General features: G+C 68.0%; 24 protein-coding genes. 12 read left to right on the top strand and 12 right to left on the bottom strand.

Going from position 1 to position 24232, the window contains the following annotated elements; genetic code table 11:
- Position 1 precedes the first annotated feature (1 nt).
- The 3 genes from DJ019_RS08975 to DJ019_RS08970 all read right to left on the bottom strand — a co-directional run bounded on the left by DJ019_RS08975 (position 2) and on the right by DJ019_RS08970 (position 1795).
- Positions 2 to 484 carry a response regulator gene (locus tag DJ019_RS08975; protein ID WP_111275678.1) on the bottom strand — a complete coding sequence of 161 codons (483 nt, stop codon included), beginning with the start codon at positions 482 to 484 and terminating at the stop codon, positions 2 to 4.
- Positions 484 to 807: a hypothetical protein gene (locus DJ019_RS20770; RefSeq protein WP_133255267.1), complete on the bottom strand. Its 324-nt coding sequence runs from the start codon at positions 805 to 807 to the stop codon at positions 484 to 486. Before DJ019_RS20770 ends, DJ019_RS08975 begins: the two co-directional genes overlap by 1 nt.
- Positions 808 to 1141: 334 nt before the next feature.
- Positions 1142 to 1795 (bottom strand): BLUF domain-containing protein, encoded by a 654-nt coding sequence (locus DJ019_RS08970; protein ID WP_165843954.1) that lies wholly within the window; start codon positions 1793 to 1795, stop codon positions 1142 to 1144.
- Between the two features lie 326 nt (positions 1796 to 2121).
- Here DJ019_RS08970 and DJ019_RS08965 point away from each other — a divergent pair, with 326 nt between their 5' ends.
- Entirely contained in the window at positions 2122 to 2469 is a 348-nt protein-coding gene (locus DJ019_RS08965) for a DUF6869 domain-containing protein (RefSeq protein WP_111275676.1), read from the top strand.
- 167 nt (positions 2470 to 2636) lie between these two features.
- On the opposite strand, the gene DJ019_RS08960 is transcribed toward DJ019_RS08965, so the two are convergent.
- Positions 2637 to 3596, bottom strand: coding sequence for a TIR domain-containing protein (locus tag DJ019_RS08960; protein ID WP_111275675.1), 960 nt, complete (start codon positions 3594 to 3596; stop codon positions 2637 to 2639).
- 58 nt (positions 3597 to 3654) lie between these two features.
- Between DJ019_RS08960 and DJ019_RS08955 the strand changes: the two genes are divergently transcribed.
- From DJ019_RS08955 to DJ019_RS08945, 3 genes are read left to right on the top strand one after another with little or no spacing between them, the layout of a single operon-like run.
- On the top strand, positions 3655 to 3867 hold the full coding sequence (locus tag DJ019_RS08955) for a hypothetical protein (RefSeq protein WP_111275674.1): 213 nt from the start codon (positions 3655 to 3657) through the stop codon (positions 3865 to 3867).
- Entirely contained in the window at positions 3864 to 4400 is a 537-nt protein-coding gene (locus tag DJ019_RS08950; RefSeq protein WP_111275673.1) for a hypothetical protein, read from the top strand. Before DJ019_RS08955 ends, DJ019_RS08950 begins: the two co-directional genes overlap by 4 nt.
- Complete coding sequence (locus DJ019_RS08945) at positions 4397 to 4954, top strand: hypothetical protein (protein ID WP_111275672.1); 558 nt, start codon at positions 4397 to 4399, stop codon at positions 4952 to 4954. The genes DJ019_RS08950 and DJ019_RS08945 overlap by 4 nt, the downstream gene beginning before the upstream one ends.
- A 361-nt stretch (positions 4955 to 5315) precedes the next feature.
- Here DJ019_RS08945 and DJ019_RS20930 read toward each other — a convergent pair whose 3' ends face one another.
- Complete coding sequence (locus tag DJ019_RS20930) at positions 5316 to 5480, bottom strand: hypothetical protein (RefSeq protein WP_165843953.1); 165 nt, start codon at positions 5478 to 5480, stop codon at positions 5316 to 5318.
- Between DJ019_RS20930 and DJ019_RS20925 the strand changes: the two genes are divergently transcribed.
- From DJ019_RS20925 to DJ019_RS08920, 5 genes are all read left to right on the top strand, one after another.
- Positions 5481 to 5789 carry a hypothetical protein gene (locus DJ019_RS20925; protein ID WP_111275671.1) on the top strand — a complete coding sequence of 103 codons (309 nt, stop codon included), beginning with the start codon at positions 5481 to 5483 and terminating at the stop codon, positions 5787 to 5789.
- Between the two features lie 683 nt (positions 5790 to 6472).
- Positions 6473 to 8200 (top strand): hypothetical protein, encoded by a 1728-nt coding sequence (locus DJ019_RS21350; protein WP_240606423.1) that lies wholly within the window; start codon positions 6473 to 6475, stop codon positions 8198 to 8200.
- 34 nt (positions 8201 to 8234) lie between these two features.
- Positions 8235 to 8657, top strand: a complete 423-nt coding sequence (locus tag DJ019_RS08930) for a hypothetical protein (RefSeq protein ID WP_111275670.1) — start codon at positions 8235 to 8237, stop codon at positions 8655 to 8657.
- A 223-nt stretch (positions 8658 to 8880) separates the two neighbouring features.
- Positions 8881 to 9738, top strand: a complete 858-nt coding sequence (locus tag DJ019_RS08925; protein ID WP_338066076.1) for a type IV toxin-antitoxin system AbiEi family antitoxin domain-containing protein — start codon at positions 8881 to 8883, stop codon at positions 9736 to 9738.
- Complete coding sequence (locus DJ019_RS08920) at positions 9725 to 10633, top strand: nucleotidyl transferase AbiEii/AbiGii toxin family protein (protein ID WP_111275669.1); 909 nt, start codon at positions 9725 to 9727, stop codon at positions 10631 to 10633. The genes DJ019_RS08925 and DJ019_RS08920 overlap by 14 nt, the downstream gene beginning before the upstream one ends.
- A gap of 135 nt (positions 10634 to 10768) precedes the next feature.
- Here the strand turns inward: DJ019_RS08920 and DJ019_RS08915 are convergent, their stop codons facing one another.
- The 3 genes from DJ019_RS08915 to ilvD form a co-directional block, all read right to left on the bottom strand.
- Entirely contained in the window at positions 10769 to 11302 is a 534-nt protein-coding gene (locus DJ019_RS08915) for a Fic/DOC family protein (RefSeq protein ID WP_205854127.1), read from the bottom strand.
- Between the two features lie 60 nt (positions 11303 to 11362).
- A complete protein-coding gene (locus DJ019_RS08910; RefSeq protein WP_111275667.1) occupies positions 11363 to 11770 on the bottom strand; it encodes a DUF2188 domain-containing protein in 408 nt (135 codons plus the stop codon).
- 387 nt (positions 11771 to 12157) lie between these two features.
- Positions 12158 to 14011 carry a dihydroxy-acid dehydratase gene (ilvD, locus tag DJ019_RS08905; protein ID WP_111275666.1) on the bottom strand — a complete coding sequence of 618 codons (1854 nt, stop codon included), beginning with the start codon at positions 14009 to 14011 and terminating at the stop codon, positions 12158 to 12160.
- A gap of 99 nt (positions 14012 to 14110) precedes the next feature.
- Here ilvD and DJ019_RS08900 point away from each other — a divergent pair, with 99 nt between their 5' ends.
- Positions 14111 to 15001, top strand: a complete 891-nt coding sequence (locus tag DJ019_RS08900; protein WP_111275920.1) for a LysR family transcriptional regulator — start codon at positions 14111 to 14113, stop codon at positions 14999 to 15001.
- On the opposite strand, the gene DJ019_RS08895 is transcribed toward DJ019_RS08900, so the two are convergent.
- Together DJ019_RS08895 and DJ019_RS08890 are read right to left on the bottom strand one after the other, a co-directional pair.
- Positions 14993 to 16291 carry an APC family permease gene (locus DJ019_RS08895; RefSeq protein WP_111275665.1) on the bottom strand — a complete coding sequence of 433 codons (1299 nt, stop codon included), beginning with the start codon at positions 16289 to 16291 and terminating at the stop codon, positions 14993 to 14995. The two genes, DJ019_RS08900 and DJ019_RS08895, sit on opposite strands and share 9 nt — an antisense overlap.
- Positions 16292 to 16331: 40 nt before the next feature.
- Positions 16332 to 18359: an amidohydrolase family protein gene (locus DJ019_RS08890; protein ID WP_111275664.1), complete on the bottom strand. Its 2028-nt coding sequence runs from the start codon at positions 18357 to 18359 to the stop codon at positions 16332 to 16334.
- A 217-nt stretch (positions 18360 to 18576) separates the two neighbouring features.
- Between DJ019_RS08890 and DJ019_RS08885 the strand changes: the two genes are divergently transcribed.
- Together DJ019_RS08885 and DJ019_RS08880 are read left to right on the top strand one after the other, a co-directional pair.
- A complete protein-coding gene (locus tag DJ019_RS08885; protein ID WP_165843952.1) occupies positions 18577 to 20073 on the top strand; it encodes a S10 family peptidase in 1497 nt (498 codons plus the stop codon).
- Entirely contained in the window at positions 20070 to 21527 is a 1458-nt protein-coding gene (locus DJ019_RS08880; protein ID WP_111275662.1) for a S10 family serine carboxypeptidase-like protein, read from the top strand. Before DJ019_RS08885 ends, DJ019_RS08880 begins: the two co-directional genes overlap by 4 nt.
- Here the strand turns inward: DJ019_RS08880 and DJ019_RS08875 are convergent.
- A complete protein-coding gene (locus DJ019_RS08875) occupies positions 21524 to 23218 on the bottom strand; it encodes a M61 metallopeptidase family protein (protein WP_111275661.1) in 1695 nt (564 codons plus the stop codon). The genes DJ019_RS08880 and DJ019_RS08875 overlap by 4 nt on opposite strands.
- Positions 23218 to 24159, bottom strand: coding sequence for an ornithine cyclodeaminase family protein (locus DJ019_RS08870; protein WP_111275660.1), 942 nt, complete (start codon positions 24157 to 24159; stop codon positions 23218 to 23220). Before DJ019_RS08870 ends, DJ019_RS08875 begins: the two co-directional genes overlap by 1 nt.
- Between the last annotated feature and the right edge of the window lie 73 nt (positions 24160 to 24232).

The following is a 24232-nucleotide window of genomic DNA, read 5'->3' as shown; positions in this document are numbered from 1 at the left end:
TTTAGTCCCCCTGGGGCGCCGTCGCTTGACGCGACTGGCTCTGATTGGTGGCGAGTGCGACCGAGAGCAGCGTCTCGGCGTCTATGGGCTTGGCGAGAAACTCATCGGCGCCGGCCGCAAAGGCTAGCGACCGGTGGTCCGGATCGGCGTTGGCGGTGAGCACGCAAATGCGACAGCGATTGCGACCGCCGGCGACTTCCAGTTCGCGGATCATGCGGGTTGCGACCAGTCCGTCCATGACGGGCATCTGCAGGTCCATGAGGACGAGATCGAAGTCCTCGCGTTGCATGGCGGAAACCGCCTCCGCGCCGTCCCCGGTTACGGTAAGCTTGACCGGGGCGTCAGCCAGGATGAGCTGAACCACCCGCTGGTTGATCGGGTGATCCTCGGCGAGCAGTATATGGACGACCCGAGCCGCGCTCCGCGGGCGACGGCGGCGCGTGCCGAGGGGTGACGCCGGCTGCGGCGGGCGGCACGAGGCCATCACTCGCCTCTCCGGATAGGATGAAAGCCCGCACTTGTGAGAGCGAAGCGAAATTCCGGCGTGAAACCCCACGCCTCAGCGCCGCGCAGACGAACCTGCTGAAAAAGTGCCACTGCGTTCTCACGCCTGGCGTAGTAGGCCAGGGCCGCCTCGACCGCAGTCCGATCGAACGGCTTCACCGCGACAGGAACATTCACGATCGCTTCGACGATTTCAGCGCTGGTGGCAGGTTCACCGACCCGCCTCAATCCGACGATAACCCACGCGATAGGAGCCAACTCCGCAGGCGCCGGCGACGGGGCCATGCGGGGGAAGGCGATCACATTGGCGTCGCACGCAGGATCCGCAACCGGCTCATCGACAGCGCGGCTCCGCGCTGCGGCTACGGCGGACACCGGTCCTACCTCGTCTGCTCCACCCTGCATTTCCGCCCCCGCGATTGGGTCCATTCGGGCCCGTCAGTAGCGAGGATATTTGCGCTGGCGGTCTAGCGAGTGGTTAATTTGCGATAACGGTGATACCCATTTTGAGTATTGTTAGATATTTGAGGGAAATCACAACCAGCACGGTTTGGGCGTTTACTTGCAACCTCAGACCGGCTCTAGATGGAGTGCGACAACATAACGCATCGCGCGAGTCTATTCTACCCCAGATTGCCTAACGGCTGTCTGTCCATTTAGACTCTCCTTCCACTAGAGTGCGAAGCAGGACCAGCGCCGCTCCTGGGGCGATGGCGGGCGAAAGCGACGGGACGCCGATCAGACCATCCGCCCGATGACGGCGACACAACAGCCATTGAGGAAACGTCCGCTGCTCCACCGCGCCGTGTTGCAGGACAGCAGGCCGGCGGTGTCGCGCATCCAGCGCGATGAGTCCGTAAAGCGCCTCAAGGCTGGACTTCGGGCCTTCCAGCGCCTGGAGGAAATAACCATCCTGGAACCAAAGCGCGCCTGTTACAGCCAAGCGGGGATTTCGCCGCGAAGCTGCTACACGGATCGCGTCAAGCAGGCCATCGACTTCGCCCTCGGCAGCGTCGCACTGGCTGATGTAAACTACGCAGTGAACGTCGACCCCTTCCTGCTCGACACCACGGTTCCGCGCCGGACCAAATCCGCTGTCGTGCAAGGCGACCAGTTCCGAGCAATCGTCGTCGTAACGCAGCGAAACACCCCGAACGGCGAAGGCGGAGATGATCCGTGCGATCGTGTCGGCATGCGCCCGTACAGGTCCGCGAGACTTTTCCAGACGTTTGACCGTATCAAGGCTTACGCCCGCCAGGATTGCCAGCTCTTCCCGGCTGAGCCGGGCCAAGGCGCGTGCAGCCCTAATGATATCCCCGCTAATGATCCCAACCCGATCACCGCCCATGTATTGCCCATCCAAGCCATAGTTTTTCGAAGTCAATGATGAGCCAAATGGCGTACATCCTAGTATCTACATTTTCACTTGGCGTTAGACTTCGAATCGCGACATCGTATACTTCAATTTCGACCCCATCAAATCGCGCAAAGCACGAATGGCCTCCCAAAATAACTTAGGCGTGCACGCAGAATGCTACGAGCGGCCGTCGCCGCCCGCGATGTGTCGGCAGCGATGACGGCATGCGCGCGAGGCCCCGCCCCGATCTGACGGCTCTCATGGCCAATTATTTCGATGGCCGCGATGACGCGCACGCCGCGATCTACCAAATGGCCGACACCGACCCCGCGCAGTTCTGGATGCTTCTCAAGTCCGTCCGCACGGCCCGCCTGTCCGAGCTGCAACTCGTGTTCCTGGCCGCGGGGCCGTTCGAGGAATTCCTTCGGCGCCATGGCCGTTCATACGCCGGGCCCATTGTCCGCGCGGCTGAGGCCGATGAGAGCCTGCGGTTCCTGCTGCAGGCGCTGGGATGCCCCGGCCCCCGCGAAGAGCTTGGCGCCCAGATGGCCAGACTCTACCGGAACCGGCAGTCACAAGGTCCTACCAGCCGACCGGGCGGGGCCTGAGAACGATTGGACCTACGGAACGGGAAGCTTGGCACGTGTCGTCGGACCCAGGCTTTCTGGTGGCCCCGCCAGCATCTGGCTTGCGACCACAGAAACGATGAACCTCGGGGCGGAGAAGATCCCCGCCACCCAGGGGGCTCGAACGCGCGACCCGTTCGGGACAGCCTTCAACCGCCCTGGAGGCGCTCGATGAGGATGCCCCAGTAGAACTCCGCAGCGCCTTCGAGGGTGAGCTTGTCGGGGGCGTTGTTCCCGAAGCGGGCCATGCCCATGCTCCGAAGGAACATCGACTGATCGTCAGCGTCCACCGTCAGACACTCGTTGTAGGAATTGCTCTCGGTGGTCTCCTGGGCGACGTAGGCGATCCCCGGAGAGAACCGCCCGCCGCCCATGAACACGGTGCAGCGGGCCACCGCCTTCCCGTGCCGGTAGATGACGGCGGTGAAGCGGTTCGCGTCGATCCTTCGGAAGGCGCCCTCAACGCCAGGGTTGCGCCGATCGAGCTCGGCCAGCGAGTTCTCGAAGAACTTCGCCAGGAATTCGAAAGCCTCCGTCTGAAAGCCGTCCTTGTCTCGTTCGGTGAACTGCTTGGCCAAGCGCAGGTTGCTCGACCGCGCCACCGGTTCTGAAGGCGAGGGCATCGCCGCCGGGGACCTCGGCGACGCCGCGGGCGCCGACGGGCCGGGCGCGGCAAGCCGTTGGGCGGCGCCCCGCACGGCCTTGGCGGCCTCGAGCATTGCCTGGTCGCGATCAGGCCACTGAGTGATCGGCTTTCCGTCCGGGGGCGTCGCATTCAGCTTGCCGAACGGCGCGCCATGCCAGTCGCACGCGCGCAGGATGATCGGGATCACGATGGCCTCGCCCCGGTCGTGCCGCTCCATCGCGCGCTTCATCTCGCGGTCATAGCAGTAGTCCGAGGTCAGGAAGTCGGCGCTCACCAGCAGCAGGATGATGTCGTCCCTCTCAACGTGGGCGCTGATCTCGGCGTCGAGCTCCTGCCCGGCCCCGATCCGCCGGTCGTGCCACGTCTCGATGACGCCCTGACGCTTGAGGAGCGCCAGCTGCTTCTCGAGCTGGTCTCGCAGGGCCTCGTCGGCATGAGAGTATGAGAAGAAGACGCTGGCCACGCGTGGCTCCGAGGTGATTCGCGAATACCTTGACCCTAGATGGAGGGGCGGACCGCCGATGGACAAGATCGAACGCGTCGCGCGCGCCATCTGCGCCGCGCGGGGCAAGAACCCCGATGGGGACTCAGGGACCGGGGCGCTTCGTACGGTTCGCCGCGGCAACCTGGTCACGCAGGATCGTGACCCGATCCCGAACTGGCGTCTCTCGGAGACGGACGCGAAGGTGTTCATCGCCGCGCAAGAGGCGCTCGAGATGGGCGACGATACATGACGGCGTTGTCTCGGCTCTTCCTGCCGGCCCACGCCCTGCTGTCTCGGCCGGTTAGCGATATAGCGCCCGGGCGGCTTGTCCTGCGGATGGCGCACGGCGGCGAGAAGAGCGCCAAGCTCGGCATCCGCTTCGATTTCGACGATGGTCGCTTTGTGCTGCCAGTCCTCGGACAGGAGAACCTCGACGGGCACAGAGCGGTCGAGGTCACCGGCAACGACGAGCGGGCCTACCAAGTCGGTCTCGAGTTCTCTTTAGAAGCGGACCTTGAGGCCCCTGTGCGCGGTTGGGGGGTTCGCGACGCACGCGCCGGGGAACTGGCGTGCGGAGCTAGCGGATGTGCGCTCATCGTCGGCCTGCACCCGCTCGGGCGCTATCCGTTCAACACGCCCATCCGCCTCAGCGATTGGACCAAGGGTATGGAGTCCGAGCTCGACACGGTGTTCGGAGGCTGGCGCGTCCGCATCACGATCCCGCAGTCCGAGCCTGTCTACATTAATCCCGTCCGCGCGGCGGGACCTGGAGCCGCCGCATGACCATCACCCGCCCGCCAGCCTGGATTCCCACGCCCCTGTTGCGGCAGGACGATCTCGTGAATTTCCCGCCGGGCACCCTGGTCCTGGAGCCGGCCCCGGTGGAAGGCGGCGCGGTGTTGCTCTTCCTGCGCGTGACGCTCGGCGACAAGGCCGGGCTCATGCAACTCACGCCTGGGCCGGAGGCGCCGACCGGCTGCATCTTCGACATCGATGAGGACGAGACGGGATTCGGTGTCGTGACCGGACCGTCGATTGCCCTCGAATGGGACCTCGGGGGCGCCACGTCTCCACCTGGCTTCACGCTCGCCGAAGTCGGCCAGGTCGCGCTGGGTAAGGGCGGTGTCCGTCTGGTGGTGACGCGGCGCAAGGCGCGGGGCGCCAGCTATCTCGACCCGACCGACTGGGCGCTGCGGCCATTCAAGGACGGCCAGGAGCCCCGTATCATATCCGCGGCATGGCGGCTGGTGCTGCCGCTGACGCCCGATCGACCTGCGGTGGTGTTCGACGTGCCCTCTGCAGGGACGGCCGGTAAGGGACCGGTCAAGCTCCCATGAGTTCGGTAACGCGGGAGGATGCGACGGCTGGGCTCAACGAAAAGCGCGCGACGACTCCGGTGATTGGTGGCCAATCCGCATCTGTACTCCCGGCGATGGACTGAATGACCGTAGGCCTGCGAGGCCGGTCGTCCCGCGCAGGTCAGCGTCAAGCTATCCACAGCTTTCGCTGACGCCGTGTTCCGGTGCGACGGCCTCAACGACGTCTCTGCCGTACGCCGCCACATGGCGGGGAACCAGCGCATCGAACGACGGACCATGACCCGCCTTCAGTCTTCATCCATCGAACGCCGACCGGGCGACCTCACGGTCGCCGGGCTTTCACAGGCGCGGAAGCACAAGCGTCGGTTCGACGCCGTGCTCACGCTGGAGGATCCGGAATGCCGCCCAGCAAACCGGCTTCGCTTCCATCGCCATCCAGCTCCCGCGTGTACTCGCGTTCGAGGATGTCGACGACGACACGCTTGGCGTTCGGGTGGCGACGCCGGATCAGGTCAGGGAGGCTCTCGCGTTCGCGCGTGTGCATGTGGGCCGCGCACTCCTGGTGCATTGCTTCCACGGCGTGGGTCGGTCGGCGGCGGTCGCCCTGGCCATTCTCGCGGACCGGGCTGGTCCGGGCAGAGAGCAGGCCGCGCTGGATCGCCTGCTTGCGATCCGCCCGCAGGCCACCCCCAACCTGGTTGTTGTCAAGCTCGCCGACGAGGTCCTTGGACGAAACGGCGCCTTGGTAGCCGCCGTGTCGGCGTGGGAAATTGCGATGCCTGGTTTGCAGGAGCAGCGTGCCACCCGTCGCCGCTTCTTGTTGGCTAATCCAAACCTGTATTCTTGGCTATGAGCTGAGTAACGTTGGCTCCGGGACAGGCGTCTGCGTCGCTTAAGAGCTTCGTGCAAGGCGTTGCGCGCCTACGATGCGCTCGTCTCGCACTGGCGAGCTTCAAGCTATCCACAGCCTTTGCCTTTCCGGTCGTAGGGTGCGACAGCGTCAACAGCGTCTCTGCCGTCCTTACCGCATGACGCGAAACCTCCAACAAGGACGGCGACCCTGGCCCGAGAGCGGCGCAACCCCGCATTTTCGCGGATGATCTCAGACTTCGTGAAGCTGCGAGGGCCGATGGTGCTCTCGCCGCGGGACGTCGAGAAACTTAGGCTTCACTTAGTGGAGCTTCTCCACCGCAACGAACGCCTTCCGGCTCGCGGCCAGGGCCTCGATTGGCGGGCGATTGCGGACGATTGCGGCATCGACGCCGAGGCGCTCGTCAGAGGGCGCGATGTCCTGCGGCCCGGGCTGGAAGCGCTGCGGCGCGAGCTCCGCAAAGCGCCCCTCATTCCGCCCGCAACACCACCCTCGCGACCGCGCCCTCGGCGACCGCCACGCGGCGCACCCTGGCTCACGCAGAGGCGAACTCTCGTCCTCCCCCCGCGCCACCGTCCCGCCCTGAGCCAACGCGCGCCACGGACGGAACGGAGCCCTTCCATGTCTCCCTCGACCGGGAGCTAACCCGACACCACGAACGCACCATGGCGCTGTGCCGAGAGCTGGCGGCGTCCGGCCTGCCCGTCGAGGCCTCCACGCTGCGCATGTGGCGCATCGGTCAGAAGGCGCCGGTTTACGCCGACAGTCTGGCGGTGCTGGCGTTCCTTGAGCGCCGCTGGGGACTCGAGCCCGGATACTTCCGCCGCCGGCTGCCGCACCCAGCTCGGGCCACGAAGGGTCAGTCGATGCCGGGAATTAGCTCGGCCGAGCGTCGCCGCTTGGCCTGGCATCTGCCGGATGATTTCGATCGCCTTCCGCCCAAGGACCAGGAGGAGATCCTGGAGTGGGTTCGGCGCGTCGTGGTGACGGGCGCAACGGATTACCGCCGCTACCAAGCAAACGCCGCCCGCCATCGCTTCGCCGTGCGTTTCCCGGCCCTGCAGGGCGTCCGCAGGTGCTCGGACGAAGGCGGTCTGGCGGAGCGTCGATCCGGAGGCACGATCATCGCCCCGCCCCGGCTCGCCCAGGAAATGGCGGCTCTGCTGGCCTTCAAGACGGCCACCCTGAGCCCCGCCGGCTATCGGCGCAGAGGCACCTGGGGCGCCGAAACCGCCTCGCAGAAGGTCGAGCACTTCGGCCTGCTCTTCGGTGCGCTGGCCGCGCCGCCGGAGGGGCCCGTCCGCGGCTTCGGCGCGCCGGTCTCCTCCCTCACCTTCGCGCTCCTGACGGCCCCCGCGGTCTGGGACTGGTACCTGCAATGGCGCGAGCGGCGGCGCGGCTTCTACACGGCGTGGGAGGTCGACATGCTCTCGATCGCCGTCGCCCTAACGGGCGAGGAGGCCGGTTGGATAGCGCAGACGCCTGCCCTCGCCGACCGCCTGGAGGCGATCCCTGGCCTCGTCTCCGTGGACGACGTCCAGGCCATTCGCGAAGATTGGCCGGCCGCTTGCGCACGCCTGCATCGCTTCGCGCTGGCCCGGTCGAAGGAGATCGCCCGCATCGCCCAGGTCCACCACGATCCGTTCGAGCCCATCCTGACGGTTCTCGAGGCCGACAGCCCGGTGGGGGAATACCGCAAGATCGCCGATGAGGTGCTGGCCCTCCGCCCCTGCCCCCGCCGCTACCCGCTCGCCGCGGCGGAGAGCGCGCGGGCCTATCTGATGATCCGATTAGGGCTGCACCTCGGTTTTCGCCAGAAGAACCTGCGCCAGCTGCTGGTCTCCCCGAAGGACCAGGCGCCCAGGACCGAGCGACGCCTCCGGGACCAGGCCCGCGGCGAGCTCCGCTGGAGCGAGCGGGATGCCGGCTGGGAGGTCTTCGTTCCGGCGAACGCCTTCAAAAACGCGAAGTCGTCGTTCTTCAACGGACGTCCCTTCCGGTTGCTGCTGCCCGACATCGGCGGGCTGTACCGGGAGATCGACGACTACGTCGGAGTCCATCGCCCGCGCCTGCTCGGCCGCGCGCCCGACCCCGGGACCTTCTTCGTAAAGACCGTGAAGGCCAGCCGGTCCGAGGCGGCCTACGATCAGAACACCTTCTACGAGGCCTGGCGTTGGATCATCCAGCGCTACGGGATCTACAATCCCTACACGGGCCGCGGCGCCATTCCCGGGCTGTTGCCGCACGGGCCGCACAGCATCCGCGACGTGCTGGCCACCCACATCCTCAAGCAGACCGGCTCCTATGAGCAGGCGAGCTACGCGATCCAGGACACACCCGAGACCGTCGCCCAGCACTACGGCCGCTCCTGCCGCAGGACAAGGCGGCCATAGCCGCCGAAGTGCTCAATCGCGCGTGGGCGGCGGAATGACGGACCGCGGCAAGCCGTTCATCCCCTATGCGTTCCCTGGCTTGCCGATCGAGGACGCCTATCGGCTGGCGGCATCGCGCGTGCAATACGACAGGTTGATCAAGGGCCAGGAAGCCTTCCTGGACGACGCCGCTCGGCGCTGGCGCAGCGTGGGGCGCCTGCGCGCGTTCCTAGGCGCCCTCGAGGATCGGTGCGCCGGCGCGGCGCTTACCGCCGAAATGCGGAGCTGGCTGGCCTGGGCCCACGCCCACTGCGACGAACTCGATCCCCTATCGGCGGCGGCGCTGGAGGACCTGCAAGTCTACGGTGCGGCGCTTCGCTCACCGCCCGATCTGCCGCCGCGGCATCCGGAGGAAGCGGACTGGCTCGATGCGGGCTGTCTCGACGAATGGCTCGATGACGAGGAGCCCGAACGCTAGTGACGCCAAAAACCGTGCCTAAAGCGCCTATACGCACGATTTATGGTGCAACAAGCGGGCCGAATGGCTCGAAATTTTTATCGAGCTCGATCGAATTGGGCGCGCGTGATTTGGGCGACATGCAGGCGCCTAAGGCTCATTGGTTTAATTATCTCCCCCAGCGCTAAGTTTGACTTAGCGTTGAGTCACAATTTTAAACCTTGATATGGTTTGAGAGTTGCCCATGATGTACAGTATGACTAAGCGCGGAGATGGAAAACTAAACCAGCTCATGCGCGAGCTGCCGCAGGGGCTGTTCGTCGACGCGTCGTGGATGACCGCGCATGACTATTCCCGGTCCCTCCGAAGCCAATATGTCTCAGGAGGCTGGCTGGAGCAGCCCGCGTACGGCGTCTATCGTCGCCCACAGATTGGTGTCCGCTGGGAACAGGTGGTCATCTCCCTGCAGACGATGCTGGGGAAGTCCCTTCTCGTCGGCGGGCGCACGTCGCTCGATCTCCAGGGCCTGGGACACTACCTGGCGGCGGACCTGCGCGACATCCATCTCTACGGGCCCACCCCCCCGCCAGGATGGATCGACGCCCTCGGCGTGGCTCAACGCTTCCGCTATCACAACAGCGGCCGGCTGTTCCGGGACGACCCGCTCGCGGCAGGCCCGGTCCTCGTACAGGACGCGGACGCCCTCGACCGCAGTGTTCCCCCGCCGCTCGCAGACTCGGCTCGCAAGCTGCCGGCCGGTCAGGGCGAGTGGCCCCTGGTGGTGTCGACGCCGGAACGTGCGCTGCTGGAAACGATCGACGGCCTGCCCGGCAAGGAGAGCTTCCACCAAGTAGACAAGCTCGTCGAAGGCCTGAGTACGCTCAGCCCCCGCCGCATGGCCGCCCTCCTTCGGCTCTGTCGAAGCGTGAAGGTGAAGCGGCTCTTCTTCTATTTCGCGACCCGCCATGGACACGCCTGGCTATCGCGTCTCGACCCCAAGGACTTCGACCTGGGGTCCGGCAAGCGCGTGCTCGTGCGGGGCGGGCGCCTCGATCCTCAATTCCAGATCACGTTGCCCGAGGACCTCGATGCCGACGCATGAGGCCTACGAGCGGCAGGTCCAGTTGCTCGTCCGCATCCTGCCGGGCGTGGCAGAGGAAGAGGTCTTCGCGCTGAAGGGCGGCACCGCCATCAACCTCTTCGTGCGCGACCTGCCCCGACTGTCCGTCGACATTGACCTCACCTATCTGCCGATCGAGGACTGGGCCACATCCGTGGCCCGTATCGAGGCGGCGCTGACGCGTATCGCAGGCCGAATTCGCGAACGCATCCCCAACGCCCAGGTGAACCTGGCGCGCAATGCCGAGGGCCAGATGGTCAAGGCCCACGTGCAGGCGGGCGCGCCTGTGAAGATTGAGGTCACACCCGTGTCCCGCGGCGTCGTCTTCGACGCCGCCACGCGCACCGTCACGCCAGCGGTGGAAGACCGCTTCGGCTTCGTCGAAGCGCCAGTTGTGTCCCATGCTGACCTGTACGCGGGGAAGCTCGTCGCCGCACTCGATCGGCAGCATCCACGTGACCTGTTCGATGCCGGCCTTCTGCTGGACGCCGAGGGGATCGACGACGATCTTCGGGTCGCCTTCATCGCCTACCTCCTGAGCAGCCCGCGTCCGATGCACCGGATCCTCAAGGCTCCGACGCGGCCGCTGCAGCCCCGCTACGACCAGGAGTTCGTCGGCATGACCTCCCTCCCGACCTCGCTCGGGTCGCTGGAGCAGATACGGGAGCGGACCATTCAGGTGATGGTCCGCGAGATGCCCGCTGACCACCGCCAATTCCTGATGTCGTTCAAGACCGGCGCGCCCGATTGGTCCCTTCTCTCAGCGCCGATCATCGCAGACCTGCCCGCCGTGCGCGGCCGCCAGGCGCGACTAGAGGCCCTGCCCCCCGAAGTCCGTGCGATCCAGGCCCGGTTGCTGGCCGAGGTCCTGGCCTAGCCGGACGCGACTTGAATTCAGGCTTTCCAAGGCGAACTTCGCCGGATGGCAGAACACGAGCCGCAGGCAAGGTACCTGCGGAGAATGGAGACGGCATTCTCCGCAGGTTTTGCGGAGATTAGGCCGGCCGCCCCTCTACCCGTCGTCGATGAGCCGGCGGATCTGGGCGGTCAGGAGTTCTGTTCCATTGTAGAAGCTGACAATCATCGCCTGCATCCACGCGGCCGTGTCGAGCCGCTCAAAATCAAGTGGATGACCGGCGTCCGCCGCAAGCATGGCGAGGAAGGCGGACTGAGCACGCCCATTCCCCTCGCGGAAAAGATGAATTGCGTTCAGCTCGCTCAGGAAGTGCGCGGCCGCCTCTGCGAACTCGTCGCTCGTCAGACCGTGCAAGTGGTCGCGCGCCGCCAGCCATCCAAAGAGCTTCGAAAGTTCCTGGTCGAAGCTCTCCGGGTAGCAGAACGGACTGCCATCCTTAAACGTGCGGATCGTCCTGGGCTCGCCGGCCCAGTCGTAGACGTCCTGGAAGAGATGGCGATGGATCGCGCAGAAATGATCTGCGTCGAAGACGCCCTCTGGGAAGGGTTCTTCGGACCGCTGCGTGACTGAGAAGGTCTCGAACGCCTCGAGCGCCGCAGGATCCGCGATCCCGGGAAGATTGCGAAGCACCTCCGTGCCGTTCGCGCGGTAGGGGTCCTCATCGACGAAGTAGCCTTCGAACGTCAGGGACTAGACCTTCGTTCGTTCACTCTGCGAGGAACGCGGGGACTGTGGAGACCTCACCCCAGCCGTCAGCTTAGTCGGATCCTTGCGCAACTTCGCGCGCCGCTCGCTCGGCGTCAGTCCCTTGCGATCAAACTCCTTGAAGGTCCGCTTGCCCGCGCCAGATAGCGTGACACCCTCGACCTCATTCAGCTTGGTCATGGCCGCTCGACCAAGCGTGAAGCTCTTTTGGGTGCGGCCGTCGCTGTTCTTGATCTCAAGCACGCCGCCGTCTTGACGCACGATCTGCCTCGCCGCCTTTACCGCGGCGTCCTTCGTCTCGAACACCTTCGACGAAGCTCCCGATCGGGTCACGGTCCAGCTGCCCGTGGCATTCTTCGCGACGAAGTACGTACGGCTTTGCGACCGGCTCATGCGCAGAATCTAGCACGACGCTTCAAGTGTCGCACAGCGGAATAGGGCTATCGGGGTGTGCCCATTCTGGGCGTCGCGCAGATCCCCGAAGGGCCATAAGACACCTGTTATTTTCCCAGTCGGTCCAGTTCTGGAACTACCGACTGAGCACGAACAAACCCGAAATTTTACGCGAACTCACGCGAACAAAAGTGTGCAAATTTCGCACACTTCATGTTGGAAGATATTGATTACATTAAATAATCCGTCCCATCCATCATGGGCGCAATGGAGAGAGTGTGGCTGGGTCGGGTCAACGCGCGTGGTCGCAGAGGCTGGCCCGTCCTGCGGGCCGCCGGCTCTCTACGACGTTTTGCTCGGCATTCGAAGCCGCAGGGCGTCGCAGCCCTACTTCCGCTCCACCTGGCTGACGTCGCGCACGGCGCCGCGCGCGGCGTTGGTGGTCATGGCCGCGTAGGCGCGCAGCGCCGGCGAGACCTCCCGCTGGCGGCCCAGCGGCTTCCAGGCGTCGGCGCCGCGGGCCAGCATGGCCTCGCGCCGCGCGGCGATCTCGGCCTCGGGCAGGTCCAGCCGGATGCTGCGGTTCGGGATGTCGATGACGATCGGGTCGCCGGTCTCGACCAGGGCTATCAGGCCGCCCTCGCCCGCTTCCGGCGAGACGTGGCCGATGGAGAGACCCGAGGTGCCGCCCGAGAAGCGGCCGTCCGTCACCAGGGCGCAGGCCGCGCCCAGGCCCTTCGATTTCAGATAGGTCGTCGGATACAGCATCTCCTGCATCCCTGGGCCGCCCTTTGGCCCCTCGTAGCGGATGACCACGACCTCGCCGGCCTTGACCTGCCCGCCCAGGATCCCGCTGACCGCCGCATCCTGGCTCTCATAGACCCGGGCCGTACCGGTGAAGGTCAGGATCGACTCGTCGACCCCGGCCGTCTTCACGATGCACCCTTCGGGCGCAAGGTTGCCGAACAGCACGGCCAGGCCGCCGTCCTTCGAGAACGGGTGCTCGACCGAGCGGATGACCCCGGACTCCCGATCGAGGTCCAGCTCTTCCCACCGCTCGGCCTGGCTGAAGGCGACCTGCGTGGGCTTGCCGCCGGGCGCGGCCCGGAACAGCTCGTGAGCGATCTGGCTGTTGGTGCGGCCGATGTCCCATCGCGCCAGCGCCTCGCCCAGGGTGGCGGCGTGAACGGTCGGCTGGCTGGCGTCCAGCAGTCCGCCACGCTCCAGCTCGCCCAGGATGGCCATGACCCCGCCCGCGCGGTGGACATCCTCCATGTGCACGTCGCTCTTCGCCGGGGCCACCTTGCACAGGCAGGGCACGCGCCGGGACAGGCGGTCGATGTCCGCCATGCCGAAGTCGACCCCGCCTTCCTGGGCCGCGGCCAGCAGGTGCAGGACGGTGTTGGTCGAGCCGCCCATGGCGATGTCCAGGCTCATGGCGTTCTCGAACGCGGCGCGGGTCGCGATCCCGCGCGGCAGGGCCGTCGCGTCCTCCTGCTCGTACCAGCGCTGCGTCAGGTCGACGATCAGGCGGCCAGCCTCCTTGAAAAGGGCCTCGCGGTCAGCGTGAGTCGCCAGCACCGAGCCGTTGCCCGGCAGCGACAGGCCCAGCGCCTCGGTCAGGCAGTTCATGGAGTTGGCGGTGAACATGCCCGAGCACGAGCCGCAGGTCGGGCAGGCCGAGCGCTCGATCGCCTCGACCTCGGCGTCGCTGTAGTTGTCGTCGGCGGCCACGACCATGGCGTCGACCAGGTCCAGGGCCCGCTTCTGGCCCTTCACCACCACCTTGCCGGCCTCCATCGGCCCGCCGGAAACGAACACCACCGGGATGTTCAGCCGCATGGCCGCCATCAGCATCCCGGGCGTGATCTTGTCGCAGTTCGAGATGCACACCATCGCGTCGGCGCAGTGCGCGTTGACCATGTATTCGACGCTGTCGGCGATCAGCTCGCGGCTGGGCAGCGAATAGAGCATCCCGCCGTGGCCCATGGCGATGCCGTCATCCACCGCGATGGTGTTGAACTCCTTGGCGACGCCGCCGGCCGCCTCGATCTCGCGCGCGACCAGCTGTCCCAGGTCCTTCAGGTGCACGTGGCCCGGCACGAACTGGGTGAAGCTGTTGGCGACGGCGATGATCGGCTTGCCGAAGTCGGAATCCTTCATGCCGGTCGCGCGCCACAGGCCCCGGGCGCCGGCCATGTTGCGGCCGTGGGTGGAGGTACGCGAGCGATAGGGAGGCATGGACAGGGCTCCGGCTGGATAGCGGCCGACGGATGCGCCACCCTGGAGGCTTTGTGAAATATATAATTCTGCGGCTATAAGGTCGCTTGGCGAATGACTATCGACACCCGACAGCTCCGGCACTTCGCGGCGGTCGCCGACACGCTACACTTCGGCCGCGCGGCCGAGCACCTGCACATCACCCAGCCGCCGCTGAGCCAGTCGATAATGGCGCTGGAGCGCACGCTGGGCGCCCCGCTTTTCGTCCGCACCCGGCGCAGCGTCCGCCTGACCCCTTTCGGCGAGCAGTGGCTGCCCGAGGTCCGCGCGGCGCTGGCGGCGCTGGACGCCCTGCCCGAGAGCGCCCGGCGGCTGCGCGACGGCCTCAGCGGACACCTCTCGCTCTCCTTCGTCAGCACCGCCGACTACAGCATCCTGCCCGACCTCGTCCGCCGCTACGCCGAGGCGTTTCCGGAGGTGGAGATCCGCCTGGTCGAGGCGACCAGCGACGTCCAGGTTCCGGCCCTGGTCGCGGGCGAGCGGCATGCCGGGATCATCATCCCACCACACGACCGGGCCCTGCCGTCGAGCCTCGCCTACCGCCGCCTGGTCTCCGAGCCGCTGGTCGCGGCGGTCCCGGCCGCGTGGATTGAGGACGGACGGCTGTCGGTGGCGGGCGGCGTCATTGCGCCAGAGGCCATCGCGGGCGGACCGCTGATCCTGTTCCCGCGCGCCGTCGCGCCGGCGTTCCACGACCTTGTCACCGGCTACTTCGCTGCCCAGGGACGCCCCGCGCGGATCGTCCAGGAGGCGATCCAGATGCAGACGATCATCAGCCTCGTCTCGGCCGGTCTCGGCCTTGCGCTCGTCCCCGCCTCGCTCCGCAACCTCGCGCGCGCTGGCGTCGCCTATGCCGAGATCCGCGATCCGCCGACGCTGGAGACGGGCCTCGCCTGGCGGCGCGACGACGAGACGCCGACCCTCAAGGGGCTCCTGCGGCTGCTAGGCTGACGCGGGCGCCCGCCGCGTCCGCACTGCATAGTAGGCCAGCCCGCCCACGAGCCAGACCGCCAGCAGCACGTACGGCCGCCAGTCCGAGGCGAGGCCCAAGAGCGCGATCACGACCGCCGCCACCATCCCGAGCGCCGACAGCGCCTTCACCAGCCCCCGGCTGAACGGCAGCCGCGCCTGGGCGTGGATATCGGGGTGGTGGGCCGCGACGCTCCAGGCCGCCAGGCAAGACCCGAGGTACTTCATCATCGTCGGGATGTTCACAGCGATCAGCAGGAACAACAGGCTGGACGGCAACAGCAGGCCCGCCACGCAGGCCCCAAAGGCCACGATCGTGGCCACGTGCGGCGTGCCGAACTTCGGATGCACCTTGCCCAGCGCGGCGGGCAGCACACCCGAGCGGCCCATGGCGAACAGGAACCGGGAGAAGACGAGGAACACCGCGTTCATCGACTTGGTCAGGGCCAGGACCGCGGCCACCACGATCAGCGGCGTCGCCACCGGCCCCAGCGCCACCTTGGCCGCGTCCAGCAGCGGCGCCTGGCTGGCCGCGAGCGCCTCGGGCCCGACGAGGCTGAGCGCGGTGAACGAGATCGCCAGGTAGACCACCACCGTCAGCAGCAGGCCGAGCGCGAGGCCCAGCGGCACCGTGGTCTTCGGATTGTCCACCTCCTCGCCGACCTCGGTCGCCGTCTCGATGCCGAGGAAGAGCTGGATCATCAGCGGCAGCGCCGCCACGATCGGCAGCCAGCCGCCGGTGGCCGCCTCGACGAACAACTGCGGCTTCAGGCTCGGCGCGCCCGCGATCACCAGAACCATGAACACCGCCAGCAAGCCCAGCATCAGCACCGTCTGCGCCCGCGCCGCGATCGCCACGCCCAGGAAGTTCAGCGCGAAGACGGCGGCGAAGAAGGCCAGCATCACCGGCTTTGCCGGTAGAGGCAGCACCATGGAGAGGTAGTTCACCAGCACCTGCGCCAGGATCACCATCACCACGGCGTTGGACAGCACCCGCAGCCAGACGATCCCGAACGCGATGACGGGGTGGGTAAACTGCCGCTGCCACTCGTACGAGGCCGCCGTTTTCGGGATGGCCGAGGCCATGAAGGCGTAGACTAGGCCGAAGAGCACCATCGGCAGGGCCGCGACGCCCACGGCGATCAGGATGCCGGCGCCGCCGACCTCCGCCGCCGGCCCGAGCACCGAAAAGATCGCCGCGCCGATGGCGGTGCCGGCGCCCAGCATGACCAGGTCGATGAGGCGGACGCCGTGGCGGAGCTGGTCGGTCATGCGGTCTCCCTGAACCCAAATGATCCCGCCAGAGTCGTCCTCACTTCGCCACCGTCACCGGCGGCTTCGCCGCGAACGGCTTGATCGCCAGGTGCTCGTAGATCTCGGCCGGGTAGTACGCGACCCCGCCCACCATGGTCATCCGGTTGCGGCGCACGGCTCTGATGTCGGCGGTCGGGTCGCCCTCGACCAGGAAGAAGTCCGCCAGCTTGCCGCGCTCGATCGAGCCCAGCTCGCGGTCGCGCCCGAAGTACCGCTCGGCGTCCAGCGTCGACAGCCGCAGCGCCTTGCCCGGGGAGATGCCGGCCATGACGTAGACCTCCAGCTCGCGCAGGTTGGAGAATCCCGTGCCGTCGTCCGTGCCGGGCAGCAGCTGGACGCCGGCGTCGTCCAGCATCTTCAGCACCTCGAGCACCTTCCGGAAGCCGGCCTGATAGTCGGCGTCGTCCTGCGGGCTGTTGATGGTGACGAAGTTGCGCTTGCGGTAGCGCTGGTAGCCGATCGGCACGTGGTCGAGATACGGCGCGTCGCCCGCCTGCACCTGGCCAGAGCGCGACAGCATCAGGCGCTCCAGGATCATCGCCGTCGTGTCCAGGGCGACCTTGCGCTCCTTCATCAGGCGCACGGTGGCCTGCACGCGCTCGGACCTCAGGTCCAGGTCCTTGCCCCGCGCCATGCCGGTCAGGCGCAGCGGCGTGCGGGTGTCCTCCTTCGGGTCCAGGATCCAGCCCAGCATGAGCTGGTTGATGTGCGCGATGTCGTCGTAGCCGGCCATGATCACCTTGTCCGGCGAGCTGAACGCCGGGACGTGACCCGTGACGCCCATGCCCAGCCGCTTGGCCTCGGCCGCCACCGGCGCGATCCAGTCCGGGTTGAAGGAGTTGTAGAGCTTGACCTGCCAGTAGCCGTGCTCGGCGTACCAGCGCACGTCCTTCAAAGCCTCATCCAGGCTGTCGGCGATGAAGCCGTGGCGGGCCGAGTACGGGCTGCGCCCCTCGAGGAACCCGTTCCGCACGATGCGGGGCCCCGCCAGCCGGCCGGCCTGCAGCTCGGTCAGCATGTGCAGCAGCTCTTCATTGTCGTTGCCCTGGTCCCGCGTCGCCGTGACCCCGGCCGCCAGGTTGAAGAGGTTCGACGAGAAGCTGGTGTGCGAGTGCATGTCGTGCAGGCCGGGGACCAGCGTCCCGCCCTGCCCGTCGATCACGGTGTCACCTGGCTGTGGAGCGCCGGCGCCGCCCTCCGGCTCGACCAGCGTGATGCGATCACGGAACACGACCACCGACGACGGGGCGCCGACGGTCATCGTGTGGGGGTCGTAGATTCTGACGTTGCGAATGCGGATCGGCCCGTCGAACCTGTGCGCCAGTTTCTTCTGCGCCGCCTCGGCCCGGGCCACCGCGATCTCGCGGGCCAGTTCCTGCAGGCGCGGATAGTGCGCCTCGTAGCCCTCGCGGATCACCCCGCCGCCGCCGGTGGCGAACATCTCGCCCTTGGCGTCCACCAGCACATAGTCGGGCGCGAGGTCGATGCCCGAGATCTCGTAGACCGTGAGCGGGACCGCCGCCTTGCCCTCGCCCAGGGTGATCTTCCTCACCTCGGTCAGGCGCAGGCTGCCGGCCGGCGCCACCGGCAGGGTCCGGTTGGGCGCCTTCAGGAGCTGCTTCACGTAGACGTTCAGCATCCATGGGCTGACGTCATTGCCGACGTAGAGCAGCGGCTTGGCGGCCGGGATCGCGCCCTTGTCGGCCTGGCTGGTCCATTCGGCCGTCCCTGGCGTCCAGGCGAAGCGTTCCGACACCGGGCTGCCGAACAGCGACGAGCCCTCGATGGTCCACGTCACCGGCATGCCGGCGCCGTCGAACACCACCTGTTCCTTCGCCTTCGGTCCGCGGCCGTTGTTCGAGACCGCGTAGTCGACGCTCGCCGACCGGGCCTGCACGTCGGCGGTCAGGTGGCCGACCTTCTCGCCGTTGGCGATGACAGTGAACTTCTGGATCTCGGCCTGGGCCGGCGACGAGAGCAGCAGCGCCGTCACGGCGCCCGCGAGCAGACCAGCACGAAATCGCATCGAGACCCCCAAACCGGCTCGGCATCATCGTACCCCGCAGACCGGGTTTTTCTATTCGAACTGCGTCAGGCGCCCCCGCGGCGCGACGACTTCAATGCAGGCGCGGCGCCCGGACGGCATAGCCTATGCCGACGCTCCGGCGCGCCAGCGGCACAACGAAAGGAAAATCCGTCGGCGCTGGGTTAGCGTCCCCGGGAAGCTCGCGAGGGGGATGTCCATGCCGCAGGTCACCAAGAGAGCGCTGTTGGCCGCCGGCGCGTTCGCCATGGCCGGCGCCACCCGCGCCCAGGACGCCGCCGCCCAGGGTCCCGTCGCGACGTCCGGCGGCCCCTTCGTCACCCGCCACAAGGGCGTCTTCAACGGCCGCAAGGTCGACTACGTCGCCACCGTCGGCGAGACGCTCATCGCCACCCCGGACGGTCGTCCGACCGCGCGGTTCGTCTCCACCTCCTATGTCGCCCGCGGCGGCGATCCGGCGAAGCGCCCCGTGCTCTTCGCCTTCAACGGCGGTCCCAGCTCCTCCTCGGCCACGCTGCACATGATGGCGCTGGGTCCAAGGCGGCTGGTTGTGGCGCAGGATCCAGCCGCGCCATCGCCCGGCCCACAACTCACGGACAACACAGCCACCGTCCTCGACGTCGCCGACATCGTCTTCATCGATCCGGCGGAGACCGGCTACTCCCGCGTGCTGCCCGGCGGCCGCCGCGAGCTGTTCTACTCGGTGGAGGGCGACGCCCAGTCGGTGTCCGACTTCGTGATCGCCTGGTGCAAGGCCAACGGCCGTGAGGCCTCGCCGAAGTACGTGCTGGGCGAGAGCTACGGCACGCTGCGCGCGGCCCTGATGGCAGGGCAGCTCGCGCCGGTCCTGCCGCTCGACGGCGTCTTCCTCTTCGGCCAGGCGGTCAACATGATCGAGACCAGCCAGCGGGCGAAGAACGTGGTCTCGTACGGAACCAACCTGCCCGCCCTGGCCGCCATCGCCGCCTACCACGGCCGCGCGGATCTCAAGGGCCGTTCGATGGCCACCTTCATCGATGAGGTCTACGCCTGGGGCATGGGCGAGTACGTCCAGGCGCTGCTGCGCGGCTACGACCTGCCCGAGGCGGGCCGACGCCGCATCGCGGTCCAGCTCCAGGCCTACACGGGGATCTCGGCCGACTACTATCTCGCCAACGACCTGCAGATCACCAAGATCGCCTTCCTGCGCGAGCTCTTGAAAGACAAGGGGCAGGTGCTCGGCATGTACGACGCCCGCTACGCCGGCCCCGCCCCCGGGCCGGGCCAGCGCCACGTCGACCCCTTCGCCAAGGTCACCGCCCCGATCCAGCCGGCCATGCTGGCCCACTACGCCCAGACCCTCGGCGTGACCTGGCCGGCGTCGGAGTATCGGAGCCTGGCTCCCGAGACCGGCGGCTGGGCCTGGAACGGCACGCTCGGACCCGGCGGCCCATTCCTCGACTACGACTACCCCGCCCGCCTCACCGCCGCCTTCAAGGCCAATCCAAAATTCCAGCTGATGATCGGCACCGGCATCTACGACCTCACCACGACCGTCGGTCCGGCCCGCTACATGGTCACCAAGAGCGACTGGCCGCGCGACCGGGTCATCCAGCGTCAGTACGAGGGCGGCCACATGGCCTACACCCACGAACCCAGCCTGAAAGCCTTCACGGACGACATCCGCGCCTGGGTCCAGGGCGGCCAGCCCGCATGAGACGCCTCGCCCTCGCCGCCAGCCTGGCGCTCGCGGCCGCAGCCCCCGCCGTCGCCCTGCCCGCGGCCGAGACCCCGGTCGTCTCCCAGCACCGGATGACGGTGAACGGCGGGCCGCTCGCCTACACCGCCGAGGTCGGCCGTCTCGCGATCCGCGACGCCGAGACCGGCGAGGTCCGGGGCTGGATGGGCTACATCGCCTACCGTGTCCCCTCCGCGAAGCCGCGGCCGCTGGCCTTCGTGTGGAACGGCGGACCGGGGGCCAATTCGGCGACGCTGCACTTCGAGGTCGCCGGCCCGAAGCGCGCCGAATCCGGCAAGCTGGTCGACAACCACGAGACCTGGCTCACCGACGCCGACCTCGTCTTCGTCGATCCCATCGGCACGGGCTTCAGCCGGCCGGCCAAGGCGGAATACGGCGAACAGTTCTACGGCACGGTCGGCGACGTGGCCTCGGTCACCGAGTTCGTCCGCGCGTGGCGCCTGACCCACGGCGCCGAGGCGAGCCCCCTCTACCTCATCGGCGAGAGCTGGGGCGCCGGCCGGGCGGCCGGCGTCGGCCATGCGCTGCTGAAGCGCGGAGTCCGTGTCGATGGTCTCGGGCTCGTCTCAGGGGGCACGGGCCTCTCCCGCCTGGGCGACGACGGCCCGGTCGGCCCGCTGAAGATCGTCGGCTTCGCCGCGACGGCCTTCCACCACGGCAAACTCGCGCCCGACGTCGGCGCGACGTCCGCTGCTGTGGAGCGCGCTGCGGCCCAGTGGATCCGAGAGACCTACGCTCCGGCGATCGCCCGCCTTGAGCAACTCACCCCCGACGAGCGAGATCAGGTCGCTGCGGGCCTGTCGCGCTTCACCGGTGTCCCGGCCGACCGGATCGACCGCAGGACCCTCGCGATCACGCCCCGCCAGTTTCGGACGCAGCTGGTGGCCGGCAAGACGCTGAACATCTTCGACATGCGCCTCGCCGACGAGCCTCGGGAGTCCTCCCGCGAGGCCATCCTCCGCTACCTGCGCCGCGACCTCGGCTACGCCACGGACCTGCCGTACGTCGGCCTGGAACCGCTGGAGGACGCCTACCTGCCCGACGGCAAGCCGCCCGCCTCGGTCGGCGCGCGCTGGGACTACGCCACCGCCAAGGTGACGCCCGAGGAGCGCCAGGCCGCCATCGCCGAGGCCGTCCGCACCGGCGCTGGCCCGCCGCGCCTGGGTCCGCCGCTGCCCGGGACCGCGGAAGCCGTCGCGCTGAACCCGAAGCTGCGCGTGCTCGTCGCGTCAGGCCTCTACGACTCCCTCGCCAACTGCGCCGGCGACGAGGAGATCGCCCGGACCCTGCCCGCGCCGCTGAAGGCCTCCATGCGGTTCAAGTGCTACCCCGGCGGCCACATGATGTACCGCGACCAGCCGACACGTCTGCAGTTCAGCCAGGATATCCGGGCCCTGGTTTCTGGCCGCTAGTTCCCGCAGGCGCCGTCAGGCACGCCGGGCACACGCCTCCACTGCCAGGCCTCGACCAACTCGCCGCGCGGAAGGTAGGTGATCGGGAAGGTCCTGCCGTCGCGGGTGACGTTCAAGGTCAGGGTGCGCTTCTGGTCGCCCTGCACCCCGTCCAGAGCCGCGGCATAGGTCACCACGTCGCCGTCGCGGAGCCCCGCCTTGGCGGCTTCCGATCCCGGCTGCACGCCGCGGATCGTCTTCACGGCGCCCACCAGAGACTTCGGCTCGAAGCCCAGCTCGAAACGACGGAACCGAGCGGTCGTGCGCGTGAAGCAGGGGCCGAAGTCCCCCGCCTCGGGCAGCATCAAGCGGCCCGCCAGCATGTCGGCGTGGACCTTCCGGCCCTCCGGCCCCAGCGCGCCGTCCAGCAGCTCCAGCCACACTGCGTCCGTCACCGGCTCGCCGACGCGGCGCCGGCGCGACATCTCGATCACCAGCTCGTCCAGCGACCGCTTGCCGCCAGACGCGCGGCGGATCTTCCCGTCCAGAACCGCGAAGTACATGGCGCCGCGGTCGTACGGCAGCACGCGGATCCGGGTGTCCTCCCAGAACCGCGGGGCGATCTGGTCGTCCGGCGTGTCGTTGAGCGCATTGGTGTAGTAGCGCCGCGCCGTGTCGTTGATGTCCTCGAGATAGGCCTCGGGCTTGATCAGGCCCGCGCGCAGCGGCAGCAGCGCCTGGTAGTGCACCGCGATCCCCTCGCCGTACCATTGGCCGCCAAGCCCGCCGGCCGTCCAGGTATGGATCATCTCGTGCGCCAGGGTGCCCTTGAGCCCCTCGGGGTCCTTGGCGGTCTCGCCCCAGGTCAGCAGGAAGGAGTTGGCCAGCGCCGCCCCGCCGCCGGCATTGATCGGGTTGTAACGCAGGATCACCCGGTACGGCGGCTGGGTCGGGTCCTGGAAGAAGCCGCTCATCCAGCCGTGAAGCTCGCCGGCCCAGGTCATCAGCGGGCGCGGGTCGAACGGCGGGTCGCCCAGCCAGGCGGCCGAGAAGCCGGTCGGCTTCACCTCCGCCGGCACGCGGCGCATGTCCCCGGCCATGAACAGCGAGCGGTGCAGGCGCTCGACCGGGCCCGGCTCCAGCCGCACGTCACCCTCACCCAGGCTGGACATGGCCTTGGCCCCGGCGCCCAGGCGCGTGAGGTCCCAAGTCAGCGCGATCCGGTAAGAGCGGCCGCCCTCAGGGAGTAGGATGAAGGTGTTGCCGACACCCGATACGCCGCCGCCCTCGGTCCGCAAGCTGTAGGGCGGGCCCGAACCGCGCGTCGGCGGCGTGTTGTCCACGGGCGCCCGATAGGTGACGGTCACATCGCCCTTCACGGCCCGCCCGGCCAGCCAGCGCCGCGCATAGGCGATGGCGACGGGGTCGTCCTTCACGGTCAGCGGGACCTCGCCGAGGGCGTCCACCGCCTTCAGGCCGGTCAGCGTGTTCGCCACAGTGTCCGTATTGGCGATCACCACCGGCAGGGTCAGCAGCGGCGCGCCCTCTGCCGCGTCAACCTGGGGAACGGTCAGGGTCACATCCACGAAACCCTTGCCGGCGGTCTGGTCCATCGGTCCCGGCGCGAGGCGTACGCGGAGCTCCGGCGGTGTCTGGGCGTGGACGGCGGTGGCGGCGGCCGCCGCAGCAAGGACGAACGACAGGCGACGCATCAGCCGGCCTCGTAGAGCGCCTTGGCGGCCGCCAGGTCCTGCACGATGTGTCCGAGCGACTTGTAGACCGTGATCTGGTCGCGCGACTGCCGCCCTTCCAGGTCGCCGGCAAGCACCTGGCCGATCTCGCCCACGACATGGCTGTCGTCCACCAGCCCGGCAGCCTTGGCGCGCAGGAACTCGGCCCCTTGAGCCAGCACGCCCTCGCGGCTGTCGGCGATGAAGCGCGAACGGACCACCACCTCGTGATCCACCTCGGTCGGTCCCGCGCCGCTCGAGCCCACAAGGTTCAGGTGCGTGCCCGGCGCCAGCCAGGCCCCCTCCAGGATCGGCTCCCGCGCATTGGTCACTGTCGTCACGATGTCGACGCCGGTGACGGCCTGGCGGACGGTCGAGGCGACGAACACTGGCAGGCCCAGTTCGACCTCCACCGACTTGGCGAACGCCTTGGCGCGCGCGGGGTCCCGGCCCCAGACGGTGATCGCCTCCAGCTTGCGCACCTTCGAGATGGCCCGTGCGTGGGTATGGGCCTGCTCGCCATAGCCCAGGATCGCCATGCGCGCCGCGTCGGGCCGCGCCAGCGCGTCGGTGGCCACGGCGCTGGCGGCGGCGGTCCGGATCGCCGTGACCTCGCCGGCATGGGCGATGCAGACGGGCGCCCCGCTCTCGCCGTCGAACAGCACGACCACGCCCTGGTGCGACTGGATGCCCTTGGCGAAATTCCCGGCAAAGACGCTGATCAGCTTGGCGCCGAACATGGCGTGTTCGCCCAGGGCCCCCGGCATGATCCCCAGCACCCGCCCCTCGCTGAGCGGGAGGATCGAGCGCAGGTGCTGGCGGGTCTCCCCACGCGAAAAGGCGATCATCGCCTGCCGCACGAGGGGGATGCACAGTTCGTAGGTCAGCCGCTCGCGCACCTCGTCCTGGTCGATGAACCGCATGGGTGACCCTCCAATGACGAACGCGGCGGCGAAGTGGGGTCCGCCGCCGCGTCCACGCGATCCGATACTCTGG

It is taken from the genome of Phenylobacterium kunshanense, assembly GCF_003254525.1.
In the GTDB taxonomy this organism is placed as follows: Bacteria; Pseudomonadota; Alphaproteobacteria; order Caulobacterales; family Caulobacteraceae; genus Phenylobacterium; species Phenylobacterium kunshanense.
Note: the sequence above shows the minus strand (reverse complement) of the source record. Positions and strands in the feature narration are given on the sequence as shown.

Bases quoted from the DNA above. Each gene is read 5' to 3' on its own strand.
- DJ019_RS08975 (WP_111275678.1), bottom strand. From the start codon at position 484: ATGGCCTCGTGCCGCCCGCCGCAGCCGGCGTCACCCCTCGGCACGCGC.
- DJ019_RS21350 (WP_240606423.1), top strand. From the start codon at position 6,473: ATGGCGCTGTGCCGAGAGCTGGCGGCGTCCGGCCTGCCCGTCGAGGCC.
- DJ019_RS08965 (WP_111275676.1), top strand. From the start codon at position 2,122: ATGGCCAATTATTTCGATGGCCGCGATGACGCGCACGCCGCGATCTAC.
- DJ019_RS08880 (WP_111275662.1), top strand. From the start codon at position 20,070: ATGAGACGCCTCGCCCTCGCCGCCAGCCTGGCGCTCGCGGCCGCAGCC.
- DJ019_RS08895 (WP_111275665.1), bottom strand. From the start codon at position 16,291: ATGACCGACCAGCTCCGCCACGGCGTCCGCCTCATCGACCTGGTCATG.
- DJ019_RS08910 (WP_111275667.1), bottom strand. From the start codon at position 11,770: ATGAGCCGGTCGCAAAGCCGTACGTACTTCGTCGCGAAGAATGCCACG.
- DJ019_RS08955 (WP_111275674.1), top strand. From the start codon at position 3,655: ATGGACAAGATCGAACGCGTCGCGCGCGCCATCTGCGCCGCGCGGGGC.
- DJ019_RS08890 (WP_111275664.1), bottom strand. From the start codon at position 18,359: ATGCGATTTCGTGCTGGTCTGCTCGCGGGCGCCGTGACGGCGCTGCTG.
- DJ019_RS08920 (WP_111275669.1), top strand. From the start codon at position 9,725: ATGCCGACGCATGAGGCCTACGAGCGGCAGGTCCAGTTGCTCGTCCGC.
- DJ019_RS08885 (WP_165843952.1), top strand. From the start codon at position 18,577: ATGCCGCAGGTCACCAAGAGAGCGCTGTTGGCCGCCGGCGCGTTCGCC.
- DJ019_RS08930 (WP_111275670.1), top strand. From the start codon at position 8,235: ATGACGGACCGCGGCAAGCCGTTCATCCCCTATGCGTTCCCTGGCTTG.
- DJ019_RS08870 (WP_111275660.1), bottom strand. From the start codon at position 24,159: ATGCGGTTCATCGACCAGGACGAGGTGCGCGAGCGGCTGACCTACGAA.
- DJ019_RS08875 (WP_111275661.1), bottom strand. From the start codon at position 23,218: ATGCGTCGCCTGTCGTTCGTCCTTGCTGCGGCGGCCGCCGCCACCGCC.
- DJ019_RS08925 (WP_338066076.1), top strand. From the start codon at position 8,881: ATGATGTACAGTATGACTAAGCGCGGAGATGGAAAACTAAACCAGCTC.
- DJ019_RS08950 (WP_111275673.1), top strand. From the start codon at position 3,864: ATGACGGCGTTGTCTCGGCTCTTCCTGCCGGCCCACGCCCTGCTGTCT.
- DJ019_RS20930 (WP_165843953.1), bottom strand. From the start codon at position 5,480: ATGCACACGCGCGAACGCGAGAGCCTCCCTGACCTGATCCGGCGTCGC.
- ilvD (WP_111275666.1), bottom strand. From the start codon at position 14,011: ATGCCTCCCTATCGCTCGCGTACCTCCACCCACGGCCGCAACATGGCC.
- DJ019_RS08945 (WP_111275672.1), top strand. From the start codon at position 4,397: ATGACCATCACCCGCCCGCCAGCCTGGATTCCCACGCCCCTGTTGCGG.